Here is a 14,632-nt window from a genome sequence, read left to right as displayed (position 1 = left end):
GCGAACGGCGCCGGCCGGTCTTTCCACGATTCGATCAGCTCAGCCGGATTCTCGAGGCGCGGGAGCGGCACGCCCTCGACGGCGCTCTTCTTTGCCTTCTCGGCGATGAAACCGAGGCCGATCGGATTGGCGGTGCTGGCGCCGCCGCTCTTGTCGTCCACGCCGCCGAACGCCATCGCGTAGGAGAGATCGCATTCGGCGAACGGCTTCGGATCCGAGGGCCGGGGATCGCGGCCGAATCCGCCCGCATCCCAGCGGCGTTCGCCGAACACGCGCACGATCTTCTCGAGCCGGCCGAGCTTGAGGCCCACGTCGAGCTGCGTCACCGGGCGCCCTTTCGGCGCACGCGCCGTTCCCACCAGCAGGACGTCGGCGCGCGGCTTGAACGGCGCGAGATCGGAGTCGACCTGCGGCACCGGGCCGCGCGGTCCTTCGGCGAGCACGTCGGCGAACGCAATGGGCTCGGGCTGCTCCGCCGGCTTCGCCGCGCCGCCGGGGACGATCTCGAAGGTGCCCTTGAGCACCAGCGTGAGCACGGTGCGGTCGTCGGGGCCGAATCCCGGCATCACCTGAACCGGGAATCCAGTCTGATTCTCGACCTTCACGCGACCCGCGCCGTGCCTGCCGGCGGCGCTCGGCGTGCCCTCACGACAGGCATCCCGGGGGTCCCGTGCCCACGCCACCCACCACCGGCCCGACCGGCACGAAGGGCGGCGCGAAGGTCGGCACCGGTCCGGTGCCGAGCACGTTCTGCACCATGGTCGTGGCCTTGAACATGTTGAATGGCGTGGCGAACGCCTGGCTCAGCGCGTCGAACAGATCGTCGGAGTGAAGCGCGGTGGGATCGCCGTAGAGCCCGACCATCGACATCTTGAGCGTCGAGGGCGACAGCAGCGCCTCCCCCGGCGAGGCGAACGTGATCAACGGCATCGGAACATTGGGAGCCGGGGGCGCGACCGGCGAGGGAACCGCGGCAAACAACGGATACATGAGCTGGCCGGTGAGGCCAGACGCCCACGTCGTCCAGGCGTTGCCGAACGCGTTGGCGATGGCGGTCGAGTACTTGAGCTCGGCGGGCGTCTCCTTGGGAGCGCCGGCCAGGATCAGCGGCCCGAGCGGCGGGCCGATCACGCAGCCCGGCGTGAGCACGCCCACCACCGCGTTGATCATCACGCCCGCGATGGTGGAGGCCGTGAGCCAGTTGCCGATGCCGTCGCAGACCGCCCCGCAGACGCCGTCGATGAACTTCTCGAACTTTTCGCCGATCTCCTTGGCGGTGTCGACGTGATACTTGTTGAGCGTCGCCTCGCGAAACAGATTGGTGGGCGAGTTGGGAAGCGAGATCAGCTCGCTCACCGAGAACGCGTTGGAGAACTGCGAGCCGGGCGGCGTCCAGTTCTGCGGCAGCGCGATGGTCTTGGCGGCGAACAGCTGCTTCGCGAGCTGCGAGTAGAGTTCCTTCGGGGGTTTGGGCATGGGCTCATGAGCGACGCGGATCGGCCTCCGCCACTGGATGCCGGCCGCTTTCGCCGCGGGTCCTCTTCGCTCAGCCGCCGACAATCACGTCGGGGCTTCCCTGGGTCAACTGTCCGACGCCACCACAGTGCAAATCCATGTCGTTCAGGCGGTGCGCCGGCAGATGGTCGATGAACACGGTCGAGCTGCCGGTGATGGCGGTCCAGGTATTGGGGCCGCAACAGGCGGCATGAATTCCGTTGTCGCCGACGCGGAGCGCCGGCTTGTTGTTCACCTGCACGTCGGGCGAGCCCACCACCGCTGGCCCCGTCACGGAGTGCGGGCAAGCGGGGCAGCCGTGCGCGTCGACATCCGCCTTCGACAGGTCGCCCAGGCGACCGAGACCTGGCATGATCACCCACTCCCTGAAATGCTCTTCATGCCTTCTTCCAGGCGCCCTTGTCGCGCTTCGGGAAGCGGACCTTGCAGCTGCCCGGATCCACGCCCTCGATGCGCGCCACGCCGTCGGCGCCGGTGGTGCCGGTCGCGATCGAACCGTCGGGCAGCTCCACCTCGTAGGGCTCGCCCGCCACCGGCTTCTTGTTCTCGTCCACCAGCTCCACTTCGATCCAGGTCTTGTCCTTGTCCTGGGGAGCGTCCTTGGCCGGATCCTTGTGAGACTTGCGGTCATCGCTGGAGCTCGAGCTCGAGGAGGAGCTCGAGCCCGAGGAACTGGAGTCCGTGGAGCCCTTGACCGCGCCCGAGGAGGCGGCGTCGGCCGCCTTGATCGCCTTGGTGGGCTTGACCGTCGGCACGGCGTTGACGGCCGTGCCCGAACCCGCCGAGCCGCCGCTGTTGAGCTTGATCATCGAGCCGACGATCGTCACGCCGCCCGGATCCACCATCACGAAATTGCCGCCCACCTTGAGCGTGACCGCCTGACTGCCCTCGATGACGATCGACGACGCCTTGAGATAAATGCCCTGCGAGGCCTCGAGGCTGAACTTCCCGCCGGTGGACTCGTGAATGTCTCCCGTCACCTTCACGGTGCGCGTCCCGGTGACTCCCAGCATCTGCTTGCCGCCGACCTTGAGCGAGTGATCGCGCGTCACGTCCGAGAGCGAATCGCGGTCCACCAGCAGGTGCTCGTCGCGCTCGATGCTGGTCAGGTGGTCGCGGGTCACGGTCGAATGCTTGTCGCGACCGAAGAACTCGCGATGGTCGTTCTTGACGTAGAGATCGACGTCCTTCTCGGCCTGGATGAAGAGCTGTTCGTTCCCCTTCTTGTCCTCGAAGCGCAGCTCGTTGGCGCCGTCGCCACCCGGCGAGGAGTTCGACTTGATCGAAGTTCGAGTCTTGTTGTCGGGCAACTTGTAGGGCACCGGATTGGTGGCGTTGTAGACGCGGCCCGTGATCAGAGGTCGGTCGGGATCGCCTTCGAGGAAGTCGACCACCACTTCCTGCCCAACGCGCGGGATGAACAGCGTGCCCCAGCCCGCACCGCCCCACGCCTGGCTGACGCGAATCCAGCACGAGCTCTTGTCGCCCTTGGTGTCCGCGCGATCCCAGTGGAACTTCACCTTCACGCGACCGTGGTCGTCACAGTGGATCTCGTCCTGCGACCCGCCGACCACCACCGCGGTCTGCGGGCCGTCGATGGTGGGCCGCGGCGTCACCCGCGGCGAGCGATAGGAAACCGCGGCCGGAATGCAATCGAAGGTGGCGCGGTAGACCGGCTTCTTCGCGTCTCCCCCGCCGGCTCCGCCGGCGGCATGCGGCTGCTCGCCGGCGTGCCGGACGCGCACCAGCAGGTACTCGATGTTGAGCGCGTCGTTCGGATGATCGGCCAGCGTGAACTTCCAGCCCGGGTAGAAACGGCGGCAGTCCGTTTCGCCCTGTCCGAGATAAGATTCGGCCCGCTCCTCCTGGAGACGGACCTTCACCAGCCGGTCGCCGATGGACTGGGCGGGATACTCGCCGGGATAGTCGTAGCTCTCGAACTTGCTCTCCTTCTTCGCGTCCGCCTTCTCGGTGGCCTTGAGGGCGAGTGAGGGCTTCTTGAAGTCGAATTCCTTGAGCATGACCGCGCCGGGCCGAAGGGTCCGCGCGTAGCGGAAATGGAGCACCTGCTCCAGTCCGAGCATGCCGGAATCGGCCTCGCGATAGCGGATCTCGGCGCCGTCCGGCAGCTCGGCGTGCACCTCGGGACCGTCACCGATGATCATCGCGTGCGAATCTTCAGTGTGCTCGAAGAAGAAGAACATCCCGTCTTCTTCCATGAGGCGCGAGATGAAATCGAAGTCGCTCTCGCGATATTGCACGCAGTAGGTCCTCGCCTCGTACTTGCCCTTTAGCGACAGCTTGTAGTCGTCGGAGGGGATGCCGGCGCCCTTCAGCACCTGCTCGAGGATTTCCGGAGTGGAAAGGCCCTGGAAGATCCGACTCTGGCGGATCAGGTTGAGCGTCCAGACGCGCGGAACCAGGCGCGCGGTGTGATAGGTCGCGTCCTTGGTCCGCCCGACCTCCTCCCAGCGCGCGACGATGCCGTCCACGTGGCGCTCGCCGAACGCGGTGGTCACGATCAGGTGGCACTTCTCGCCGACCAGGTCCTCGAAATCGATCTGCGTCTCGGGCGTCGAGAGTTCCAGGTCGTAGACGAAGCACTGCGAGATCCCCTCGCTCCCCGTGTATCGGAGAACGCGGAGATCGTCGGAATCGAGGTGGCCGGCGGAAAAGACGAAGTCGGTCGACTGCGGCATCTTCAGGCTTCCCGGGTTCCCCGATCCTCGAAGGCGATCTCGAATCGATCGCCTTCTCCGACCTTTACGTGCATGGTGTCGGGCATGACTCCTTCGGACATTTTCTCGAGCAGCGCGTTCGACATCATCGGAAGCAGGGTTTCCGAGATGATGTGGTCGATGTTGCGCGCCCCGGTCTCGACTTCGGTGCAGCGATTGGCGATGACCTCCACCATCTCAGGCGCGCACTCGAGTGTCATCTTGTGACTGTCGCGCAGCCGGTTCGCAATCTTCTTCAGCTTGAGGCGGGTGATCTCCTTCAAGTGCTCGGGCGGCAGGGTGAAGAACGGCACCACCTCCATGCGCGCGAGCAGCGCGGGCTTCATGTACTTGGAGAGCGCCGGCCGAATCGCCGCCACCAGCTCCTCGCGCGTCGGACGCACCGGTCCGGCGCACAGGTTCTGAATGATGTCGGTGCACAGGTTGCTGGTGAGGAAGAATACGCAGTTCTTGCAGTCGATCTCGCGGCCCTCACCGTCCGACAGAGTACCCTTGTCGAACACCTGATAGAAGAGGTTGAGGATCTCGGGATCGGCCTTCTCGCACTCGTCGAGCAGCACCACCGAGTAGGGCCGCTGGCGGATCGCCTCGGTGAGCATGCCGCCCTCGCCGTAGCCGACGTAGCCGGGCGGCGAGCCGATCAGCCGGCTGACGGTGTGTTTCTCCTGGAACTCCGACATGTTGATGGTGGTGAGGAATCGCTCGCCGCCGAACATCAGATCGGCGACCGCCGTCGCGGTCTCGGTCTTCCCCACGCCGCTCGGGCCCACGAAGATGAACTGCCCGATCGGTGCGCCGGGATTCTTGAGCCCCGACCGTGCCGCGCGCAATCCGCGATCCACCGCCTCGAGCGCGTGGTCCTGCCCCTTGATGCGCTCGGCCATCTTCTCCCGGAAGCTCAGGATCGAAGCGGCCTCGTCCTTCATCATCTTGCCCGCCGGGATGCCGGTCCAGCTCGCCACCACGCTCGCGACCAGCCGCCCGTCGACATCGAGCGCCACCAGCGGCTCGTCGCCCTGCGTCGAGGCGAATTCGCGCAGCGCCTTGTCGAGCTCGGACTGGGCGCCGGGGTCGGGCGGGGCGGGCTGATCCGAGCCCTCCTGCTTCGCGCCGCCCTCGACCTTCGAGCGCAGTGCCAGCACCCGGTCGAGCGCGCCGCGCTCGCGATGGAAGCGTTCCATGATCGATTCGCGTGAGGACTTGAGCTGCGCGATCTCGCCGTCCAGCGCCGCCAGCCGCTGCTCGCGCTCGCGGCTGCTGCCCGCCATCACGCCGCCCATCGCCGCGTCGGCGCGCAACGCGTTCTGCTCGCGCTCCAGCGCCTGCAGCCGCCGTTCGATGTCGTCCACCTGTTCGGGCTTGGTGGCGCGCGCGATCTTGACGCGCGCCGCAGCGGTGTCGAGCAGGTCGACGGCCTTGTCGGGCAGCTGGCGGCCCGAGATGTAGCGGCTCGAGAGCTGCGCTGCCGCCACGATGCCTTCGTCGAGGATCCGGATGCCGTGCGCCTGCTCGTACCTATCCTTCAGGCCGCGCATCATGACGATCGCGTCGTCCACGGAAGGCTCGTCGAGCTTCACGAGCTGGAAGCGCCGCTCGAGCGCGGGATCCTTCTCGAAATACTTCTTGTACTCGGACCAGGTGGTGGCCGCGACGGTGCGCAGCTCGCCGCGCGCCAGCGCCGGCTTGAGCAGATTGGCGGCGTCGCTGGTGCCGGCCGAGCCGCCCGCGCCGATCAGGGTGTGGGCCTCGTCGATGAACGTGACGATCGGCGTCGGCGACGCCTTGATCTCGGCGATCACGTTCTTGAGCCGGTTCTCGAACTCGCCCTTCACCCCGGCGCCCGCCTGCAGCAGGCCGAGATCGAGCGACAGCAGCCGGACGTTCTTGAGCAGCTCGGGCACGTCGCCCTGCACGATGCGCAGGGCCAGTCCCTCGACCACCGCGGTCTTGCCTACACCCGGCTCGCCGACCACGATCGGGTTGTTCTTCCGGCGCCGGCCGAGGATGTCGATCATCTGGCGGATCTCGCGATCGCGACCGAACACGGGATCGATCGATCCCTGTCTCGCCTTCTCGGTGAAATCGACCATGAAGCGGCCGATCGCGCTCTCGTCACCCGGCCGGCCGGGTGCCCCGGGCGCCGACGCGGGCGCCGCGGCAGTGCTGGCGGCGGCCGCCACCTGCTGGGCCTCGGGCGAGGCCGCGGTGATCGAGGCGAAGTCGCGCTTCAGCTCGTCCTGGCGGATCCGCTCGAGCATCGCCGACAGGTCTTCGGCGGTATAGCGCTCGGGACGACGGGCCATGGTGTAGAGCAGCAGACCCGAGCGCACCGAGTACTCGCCGAACTCGACCGAGGCGTAGAGCCAGGCATCCTGGAACCAGTTGACCAGCAGGGGCGAGAACACCGGACGACCGGTGTTGCCGGAGCGCTGGCGCTCGAGCGTGCGCTGCACCTCACGCAAGAACTGCGAGGACTCGATCTCGAAGTGACGCAGGATCGGCGCGATGTCGGCGCCGGTGTCCTCGATCAGCATGGCCAGCACGTGCTCGACCGTCACTTCGTAATGCGTGCGCGAAACGCACAGCCCCGCGGCGCTCTCGAGCGCGCGGGTGCAGGTGCGATCGAGCTTGCGAATCAGGCCTTTCAGATCGAGATCCATGTCAGTTTCTCCGGAGTGTGGTCACCCGCGTGATCTTGCGCGTCGCGGGAGGAGTCGTTCGAATCGCAGCCGCCGGGGTCTCGGGGCGCGGCTCGGCGCGCTCGGGCAGCGGCGCCGGAGCCACGTCGCGTCGCTGATAGAGCGGGTCCACCGCACGGATGGAAACCGCCGCGCGCCCTTCGTGGCGCCCGTCGGGCGACAGCCAGGTGAGATGTCCGAGCCCGAGCTTCGCGCGCTCCGTCAGTCGCAGCGGCGGAACGTTCTCGGCCGGCACCCGAAGCTCGAGACGGAAGTGGAGCGGATCGCGCACGAACAGTCGCACCAGCCGCACCAGCCGCAGCAACTCGTCGCCGCCCGGCAGGAAGCGACGGGCGTTGGCGACGTCGAAGGGGCCGAGCACGATGCGGAAGCTGCTGGCGCGGTCCACCACCCGCTCGCCGAGCACCGCGTTGTCTCCGAGCCTCGCGCTCGGCCGCCCGAGTCGGAGCCGCTGCGCGAACGGGATGTTGGCGCGGATCTCGCGGCAGGCCTCGACACGGATCGTGCCCAGCTCGAAATGCGTGCGCAGGAGCTGCTGGAGTCCGGCAGCCGAGCGATGCCGATCCGCGAGCAGCCCCGCCGAACGCAAGAGGATCAGCGCCGGGAGCCGCGAGCCCGCTTCCATCCCGGCCGTGCCCATGCCCAGCAGGCTCAGCGCGCGGCGGCTGAAGGCGTCGAGCGGGCGGGTCTGGAACTGCTCGGAGTAGCGGTACTTCTGCCAGGCCTGGAAGACGAACGAGATCAGCCGGTGGTGGAAGAGGTCCACGAAGTCGCGCGCCGCGTCGCTCGACAGGCCGGCCCAGATCATTTCTTCGGTGAAATGCGTGGCCAGCGGCGACGAGGGGCCGTAGAGCCCCATGAAGTTGACCTCGACCCGATAGCGGGTGCGGCCGCCGTCGGCGTCGGGCTCGAGCTCGGTCAGCGACTCGACGTCGCCGGTCGGGAAGGACATATGGAGCGGCGGGCGGAAGCGCACGTTCTCGAGTCGCGCCGGCCCGGCGCCGCCCGGAAGCACCGCCTCGGGATCGCGGCGCCGGAGCAGCTTCACGAGCTGGAAGAATTCGTAGGCGCGCGGGCGCTGCAGCACGTCGCTCATAGCAGATCCTGCCCGATGCGATGCGGCCAGTCGATGGTCTCGCCGCCCTGGAGGCCGCGCACGCTGAACTGCGTGAACGAGTTGAGTGTCGCATGCAGGCTCAGGAACTCGTTGACAATGGTCGCGAACAGGAAGAGGTCCCCCTCGCCCGCGAAGTGATCCTCGAGCGCGTCGAGGGTCACCGCGGTGCCGCGCATGACCGAGCCGCGCACCAGCGCCTCCACCGGCTCGGCGCGCAGCGCGTGAATGCCCTGCAGCTTCAGGGTGTTGGCGCGCGCGGCGCGCGGATCGCGCAGCACTTGAAAATTGTAGAGCTCGAGCACGCCGCGCAGCGCCTCCACATCCACCAGCGAGACGTAGTTGAGCGACAGATGGGAGATCAATCGCCAATGGAGGTCGGATCCGAGTGGCGGCATCACCGAGCTGGTCGGCGGCGTGAGGTTGCGGAACTTCACGAATGCCGGCGAGTCGTCGGTGGGCACCGAGACGTCTCCGAGCTGGAGCGCTTCCGGAAGACGGCGATTGGAGCAGGTCAGCTTGAACGTCGCAGTCTCGTTCTCGATCAGTTGGGCTTCGCCGTCGGCATCCACGAATCGCACGTAGGTGTCGACGCGCTCGTCCACGACCGATGGATGCAACCGCACATCGTAGTAGGTCTTGATGCCGCTCTCGCGGAGGAGCCCGAAGCGATGGAAGTCGGGCACCTCCCGCTCCTCCACCGTCCCCGGCGAGATCATTCCGACTCGGTCCACCGAGAACACTTCGAAGTGGAAGGGATTGGAACCCGAGGGACGCAGCCGGTAATCGGTCTGTTCACGGCTCACCTTCATCGGGTCGCCATCGTTGGGGAAGAGATTCACGATCGGAGTGCAGTAGAGCCGGAAATCGTCCTTGGTCGGGCGCAGCGCCGGCGCCAGCGCGCGATCGAAGCGGACGTCGATGGTGAAGCGGTCGCCGCCCAGCAGGGCCGGGGCGCCGTCGATGCCGATCAGGTCGACGAACAGGAATTTCTCGGGCAGCGCGAAGTACTCCTGGAGAAGCCGGTAGCCGGGAAACGAGTTGGGAGGGTAGGGGAGCAGCGCCTCGTCCTCGCCGAACCCGGCCGGCTCGAGGCTCAGCGAGTGGAATTTGGTGTCACTTTCGGAAGGCTGCGGCCCCGCCACCATGCGGACTTCGGCGACGTGGCGCGAGAGATGATAGTGAAGCGCATAGGTCGTGGCCGCATCGCCGTGCAGGAACAATCGCAGGCGCCCGAGCTTGAGGACGTCGGGCTTGGCCTGGTTCCAGATCTTGAACGAGAGCCTGAGCCGCGAGCGGCCGGTGCTGCGCAGCTCGAGCCCCGCATCTTCGAGCGACAACGGATGGAGCATGACGTCGTACGCGGTCCGGAAACGGCACGGCGTTCCCTCGACCGGCGTCGAATGCACCTCGACGCCGCGCGCGATCGGCTGGGACTGGCGCAGGGCCTGCAGGACCGGCTGGAACTCGAGGATCGCCATCGACGGCACCGGGCGCAGGTAGTGCGGCCACATGAGCCGGAACAGGCTGTGCGCCAGCTCGGGGAATTCGTCGTCAAGCTTCTGGCGGATCTGCGCCGACAGGAACGCGAAGCCTTCGAGCATGCGTTCGACGTCGGGATCGCGGCTGGGCCCCGACAGGTAGTGGGCAGCGGTCGGATGCGCGCGCGCGAACTCCTCGCCCAGCTCGCGAAGGAATTGCAGCTCGTCCTGGTAGTACTTGTTGAACACGCGGCGACCCGGCCTAGCCCTTGACTCGCACGTGGCCCGATCCGTCGATCCGGGTGGAGATCTGCACCGAAGCCTTGTCCTCCTCGGTCACCAGCTCGGCGCTGATCTCGAAATTCAGAGCCAGCGGGTCGTCGGGATTCTCGACATGGCGAACCGAGACCCGCCGCAGGCGCGGCTCGTAGACTTCGATCGCGGTCTTGATCGCCTTGCGCATGCCACCAATCGCATCGGGGAAATTGTGGAGCACGTCGACGATCGGCGGGATTCCGTAGTCGCTGCGGATCGGCACGTTCCCCTGGTGCGAATTGAGAAGCCGCCGCAAATTGTCGAGTACCGAGTCCGCGAGCCGCTTGGTGTCCACGTGAATCGTGCGCTCGGAATCGATCTCGGGGGAGCGGAAGCGCTCCAGCAGGCTGCGTTCACGAGGCATTTCGGGTCCCGCAAGAGGTTGGAATCGGGAGGGCGCCGCGTCGCGGCGCCCTCCGTCCGCTCATCGTCGCTCCGATCTCAGGTGACCGGAGCCTCCCAGTCGTCCGAGGCCGTGATGCCGCCGTCCTTCCAGGTCCAAGTGATCTTCTGATAGGTGAAAGCGACTTCCTCGTACTCGGCGTACTTCGCCAGATCGGGATGCTTGTTGTTGGGCATGCGGAACGCGATCGACGCGATGTTCGCGTTGGTCAGCTCGACCGTGTAGTGCTGCTTCTCCTGTCCGGTACCGGTCGCAGCCGAGAGCTGCGGGGTCCAGAACTCGATCTCCCACGTGGGCAGATTCTCGTTGTTGACCAGCGCGTTGTAGAGGAGCGGAGTGGACTTGTCGAGCTCCTTGGTGATCACGTAGGGCTTGTGCATGCGCTTGCCGGTCGGCAGTCCGGACGCCGGATCGCGAGGGCTGATGATCTCGTGCGAAACCGCGATCACCATGATCTTCCCTTCGCGCCCCTTCTGGGTGACGCTGCCCTTGATATCCCCCTGCTTCTGCCCCTTCAGCTTCAGATAGGCATTCAGCGCCATGAGTCACGACCTCCTGGGTGAGGTTGGGTTCAACGACCGGAGACAGCGAGGCCGGGCGGAGCGAACCTCGGTTCCGCCGCGGTACCGCTCTCTCACTTCTTGTCGAGCTTGCCGACCAGCGACAGCGAGAAGAACGCTCCCATGTACTTGAAGTGCGGGCGCACCCGGAGATCTACCTTGTACCAGCCGGGATTGCCTTCGACGTCGGACACCAGCACTTCGGCCTGCCGCAGCGGGCGACGGCGCTTCACCGACTCCTGCACCACGTCCATCTCGGCCACGTACTGGCTGATCCAGTTGTTGAGCTCGCGGTTCAGGTCTTCCTTTTCCTTCCAGCTGCCGATGTTCTCGCGCTGGATCACCTTGAGGTAATGCGCCAGGCGGTTGACGATGAACATGTAGGGAAGCTGGGTGCCGAGCTTGAAGTTGGCCTCGGCCTCCTTGCCTTCCTTGCTCTGCCCGAAGGTCTTGGACTTCTGCACCGAGTTCGCCGAGAAGAAGCAGGCGTTGTCGCTGCCCTTCCGCTGCGTCAGCGCGATGAAGCCTTCCTCGGCCAGCTCGAATTCGCGCCGCTCCGAGATCAGGATCTCGGTCGGAATCTTCTGTTCGGTCGCGCCCATCGACTTGAACACGTGCACCGGCAGGTCCTCGACCGTGCCGCCGCTCTGCGGGCCGATGATGCTCGTGCACCACCGATTCTTCGCGAAGCTGTCGGTCAGCTTCGAGGCGAAGGTGAAGGCGGTGTTGCCCCACAGGTACTTGTCGTGGCTGTCGGTGACTTTCTCTTCGTAGTTGAAGTCCTTCACCGGCACGGTCTCGCCGCCGTAGGGCAGGCGCAACAGGAAGCGCGGCGCCGTGAGTCCGACGTAGCGCGCGTCTTCCGACTCGCGGAACGAGCGCCACTTGGCGTACTGCGGACCCTCGAACACCGACTTCAGGTCCTTGAGATTGGGCAGCTCCTGCCACGACTTGCAGCCGAACATCTTCGACGATGCCGAGGCGATGAACGGCGCGTGCGCCATGGCTGAGACGCTGGCGCAGTACTGCAGCAGCTTCATGTCCTGCGGGCCGGCGTCGAACTCGTAGTTGGCCACCACCGCGGCCACCGGCTGGCCGCCGAACTGCCCGTACTCGGCGGTGTAGACGTGCTTGTAGAGCCCGGACTTGGTGATCTCGGGCGCATCCTCGAAATCGTTCAGCAGGTCGGCCTTCGAGACGTTCAGCAGCTCCATGCGGATGTTCTCGCGAAAGTCGGTGCGATCCACCAGCAACTTGAGCCCGCGCCATGCCGATTCCAGCCTCTGGAAATCCGGATGGTGCAGGATCTCGTCGAGCTGGGAGCTCATCCGCTTGTCGAGATCGGCGATCAGGTCGTTGGCCACCGACTGGTGAATCCGGGTGCCCGGATGTCCGACGATGACCTCGACCACCTTGGCCAGCGCGCTCCGCGTGCCGGCGTCCGGCTGCAACTGGGTGCCCTCGATGATTCCCTCGAGGAGCGAGCCTCCGGCCTCCACGGTCTCGCCGGCGCTCGACTGATGTTCCTTTTCCTGCTCAGCCATCGTCCATCCTCCCGAATGACGAATCGTTCTTTCGTGAATACGCCGGTCGAACTACTCGCCCGCGCCGAGCTCCTTGAGCAGCTTCTCGCGCTGCGCCGGATCCTTGAGCAGCTCGTCGAGCTTCTTGCGAAACGCCACGCTGTTTCCGAGCGGGCTCTTGAGCCCCACCAGCGCCTCGCGCAGCTCCAGCAGCTTGCGCAGCTCGGGGACCTGGCGGGCGACCTCGGCGGGCGAAAAGTCCTTCATGTTGCCGATGTTGATGTCGACCGGCATCTCCTCACCCGCGGCGCCGCTCAGCTTGTTGGAGACGTTGAAGGAGGCGTTGAGCTTCTGCTGGGCCATCACGTCGTTGAAGTTGTCCTTGTCGAGCTGGATGGCCTTGCGCTCCTCGAGCGGAGTGTCGTCCTCGCGCTGGGTGAAGTCGCCGAGCACCATCAGCTTGAGCGGCAGCTCGATTTCTTCCTGGACGCCGTTGCGGAGCGATCGGTACACGATGTTGATCCGCTCCATCGGAGGGGCTGAGCCCTCTTTGCCTGCCATGATGTTCTCCTTTCAGTTGGGTGCCAATCGAGGCGAGATCACTCTCGGCCATTGAGTTCCAGTGCCGAAACCACGTCGAGGCGGCAGAGTCGGCCCATGAGCTCGCGCGAACGCGCCAGCTCGGAGGCCGAGAAGTCCGCCGACTGTGCGACCTGCTGGCGGCACCGCAGCAGGTCCCTGAGGATTTCCGCGCACAATGCGGGATCCCAATCTTCGATGGTGGAGCCGCGCAGCTCCTCGTCGAGCGCCTCGAGCTGCGCCAGCGCCATCTCGTGCCGGCCGGCCTGCATGCAGAGCCGCGCCGCTTCGAGCTTCCACACCACGCGATCCTCGAGCCGCTCGGCCTTCTGCGAGCCCTCGCTCAGCAGCTTGAGTGCCGCGCCGAGCTTGCTCCCGCGGCCCAGCTTGCGCGCTTCCTTCTGGGCGGCCGCGAAATTCTCGCCGCCGCGCGGCCGCACGCCGGCCGGGGCCTCGGCCGAAGGCCCGAAATCGATCGGCGCTCCCGCCATCACGCGCTTCGCGATCCACTTGCGCGTGGCGTCGTCGGCGAAGGGAATGCCCCCCGTGGTCTGCAGTTTCACCAGCTCGGGCACGCGCTTGAGCATCGAGCTCAGTTCGAACACCACCGCGTCGGCGGCCGGCTTGAACTCGTCGCCGCGCCCCTCGAGCGCGAGCACCGCGTAACGGCTGAGGTCCAGCCACAATGGCGCATTGAAGTAGGCGGCCTCGGTCTGCTCGAGCACCGCCGCGTGCTCTCCCGAGCCCATCAGCTGCTCGAGTTGCTCGAGCAGCGAGGTGTCGAAGTCCGGGAGCACGGTGCGCCCCTCTTCACTGGGCGGTGCCTGGCGCAGCTGGCGCCAGAACAGCATCCGGCTCAGCCGATAGCCGAGCGGGTCGGCGGGATCGTTGGCGCGCATCCAGGTCGCGCACAGGTCGCCGAGGCGCGCCAGCTCCTCGAGCGCCGGTTCCAGCTCTTCGGGAGAGTGGATGGCCTCGATGCGCGGCGGCCCGGAGGGTGCGGGCGGCGCGTAGCTTTCGGCGGCCGGAGCAGCGGCTCCCGCGCTCGAGGACTGCTGTGTCGCGGCCGGTTGCGGCACGTTGCTCGAGGCCTCCTCGAGCGCCCGGCGCAGCTCGCCGAGCGGCGGCGCCGCGTCGAGCAGCGAACCGGCCCTGTCCTCGAGCTCGGCGACGCGCTCGACACACTGCGCGATCGCCTCGGCGGACAGCGGCTTGCCGCCGCGCTCCAGAGCACGCGCGCCCCGCTCGTTCAGCCACTCGAACGCCGCCAGGCGGCCGCGCAGGCGCTTGATGTCGGGAAAACACGTCTCCCAGTAGTTGTTGACGAAATCGCGCAGCACGCCGAGACCGGCGGCGAGTCCCGCGAAGCCATCGGTCTCGTACAACGCGAGCGAGAAATAGGCCGCGACCAGGAGGTCCTTGGATTGGGTCTGCAGAATCGCGTGCGCGGCTCGCGACACCCGTTCCCAATCCACCGTGGGTTGATCCGGGGCTTCGAGCTTGCGGATCTCGAGCTGAAGTTGCTCGAACTCGGGCCGATCGCGCGCGGACTCGCCCGCCGGCGCGTCCTCGCGAATCGGTCTGGTCCCCAGCTCGAGCACTTCGGACAAGTTCATCCGGCCTCCGCGCGTGGCGGCTCAGGGCAAGGTCTTACCCCTCGGACCCGGCACGGGATGTCGCGCCGAGCCCATGCATGACCTGCCGA

The 14,632-nt window shown here is 66.6% G+C and carries 12 protein-coding genes; all 12 read right to left on the bottom strand.

Going from position 1 to position 14,632, the window contains the following annotated elements; translation table 11 throughout:
* A partial coding sequence (locus VMJ70_13930; GenBank protein ID HTO92224.1) for a DUF2169 domain-containing protein occupies positions 1 to 605 on the bottom strand: 605 nt, incomplete at its 3' end.
* A 40-nt stretch (positions 606 to 645) separates the two neighbouring features.
* Positions 646 to 1,476, bottom strand: a complete 831-nt coding sequence (locus VMJ70_13925; GenBank protein ID HTO92223.1) for a hypothetical protein — start codon at positions 1,474 to 1,476, stop codon at positions 646 to 648.
* A 70-nt stretch (positions 1,477 to 1,546) separates the two neighbouring features.
* Positions 1,547 to 1,867, bottom strand: a complete 321-nt coding sequence (locus VMJ70_13920; GenBank protein ID HTO92222.1) for a PAAR domain-containing protein — start codon at positions 1,865 to 1,867, stop codon at positions 1,547 to 1,549.
* Positions 1,868 to 1,892: 25 nt separating this feature from the next.
* Positions 1,893 to 4,214, bottom strand: a complete 2,322-nt coding sequence (locus VMJ70_13915; GenBank protein ID HTO92221.1) for a type VI secretion system tip protein VgrG — start codon at positions 4,212 to 4,214, stop codon at positions 1,893 to 1,895.
* A gap of 2 nt (positions 4,215 to 4,216) precedes the next feature.
* Entirely contained in the window at positions 4,217 to 6,913 is a 2,697-nt protein-coding gene (gene tssH, locus VMJ70_13910; GenBank protein HTO92220.1) for a type VI secretion system ATPase TssH, read from the bottom strand.
* Between the two features lies 1 nt (position 6,914).
* Positions 6,915 to 8,048, bottom strand: coding sequence for a type VI secretion system baseplate subunit TssG (gene tssG, locus VMJ70_13905; GenBank protein ID HTO92219.1), 1,134 nt, complete (start codon positions 8,046 to 8,048; stop codon positions 6,915 to 6,917).
* The gene (gene tssF, locus VMJ70_13900; protein HTO92218.1) at positions 8,045 to 9,796 is read right to left on the bottom strand and encodes a type VI secretion system baseplate subunit TssF; all 1,752 of its coding nucleotides are present in this window, start codon (positions 9,794 to 9,796) and stop codon (positions 8,045 to 8,047) included. The genes tssG and tssF overlap by 4 nt, the downstream gene beginning before the upstream one ends.
* 13 nt (positions 9,797 to 9,809) lie before the next feature.
* Positions 9,810 to 10,226: a type VI secretion system baseplate subunit TssE gene (gene tssE / locus VMJ70_13895; protein ID HTO92217.1), complete on the bottom strand. Its 417-nt coding sequence runs from the start codon at positions 10,224 to 10,226 to the stop codon at positions 9,810 to 9,812.
* 77 nt (positions 10,227 to 10,303) lie between these two features.
* The gene (locus VMJ70_13890; protein HTO92216.1) at positions 10,304 to 10,807 is read right to left on the bottom strand and encodes an Hcp family type VI secretion system effector; all 504 of its coding nucleotides are present in this window, start codon (positions 10,805 to 10,807) and stop codon (positions 10,304 to 10,306) included.
* Positions 10,808 to 10,899: 92 nt separating this feature from the next.
* Positions 10,900 to 12,369: a type VI secretion system contractile sheath large subunit gene (tssC, locus tag VMJ70_13885; GenBank protein HTO92215.1), complete on the bottom strand. Its 1,470-nt coding sequence runs from the start codon at positions 12,367 to 12,369 to the stop codon at positions 10,900 to 10,902.
* A 51-nt stretch (positions 12,370 to 12,420) separates the two neighbouring features.
* Positions 12,421 to 12,909 (bottom strand): type VI secretion system contractile sheath small subunit, encoded by a 489-nt coding sequence (gene tssB / locus VMJ70_13880; GenBank protein ID HTO92214.1) that lies wholly within the window; start codon positions 12,907 to 12,909, stop codon positions 12,421 to 12,423.
* Positions 12,910 to 12,947: 38 nt separating this feature from the next.
* Complete coding sequence (gene tssA, locus VMJ70_13875) at positions 12,948 to 14,543, bottom strand: type VI secretion system protein TssA (GenBank protein HTO92213.1); 1,596 nt, start codon at positions 14,541 to 14,543, stop codon at positions 12,948 to 12,950.
* Positions 14,544 to 14,632 lie beyond the last annotated feature (89 nt).

The sequence above is a fragment of the Candidatus Sulfotelmatobacter sp. genome, from assembly GCA_035498555.1.
Lineage (GTDB): Bacteria > Eisenbacteria > RBG-16-71-46 > RBG-16-71-46 > RBG-16-71-46 > DATKAB01.
Note: the sequence above shows the minus strand (reverse complement) of the source record. Positions and strands in the feature narration are given on the sequence as shown.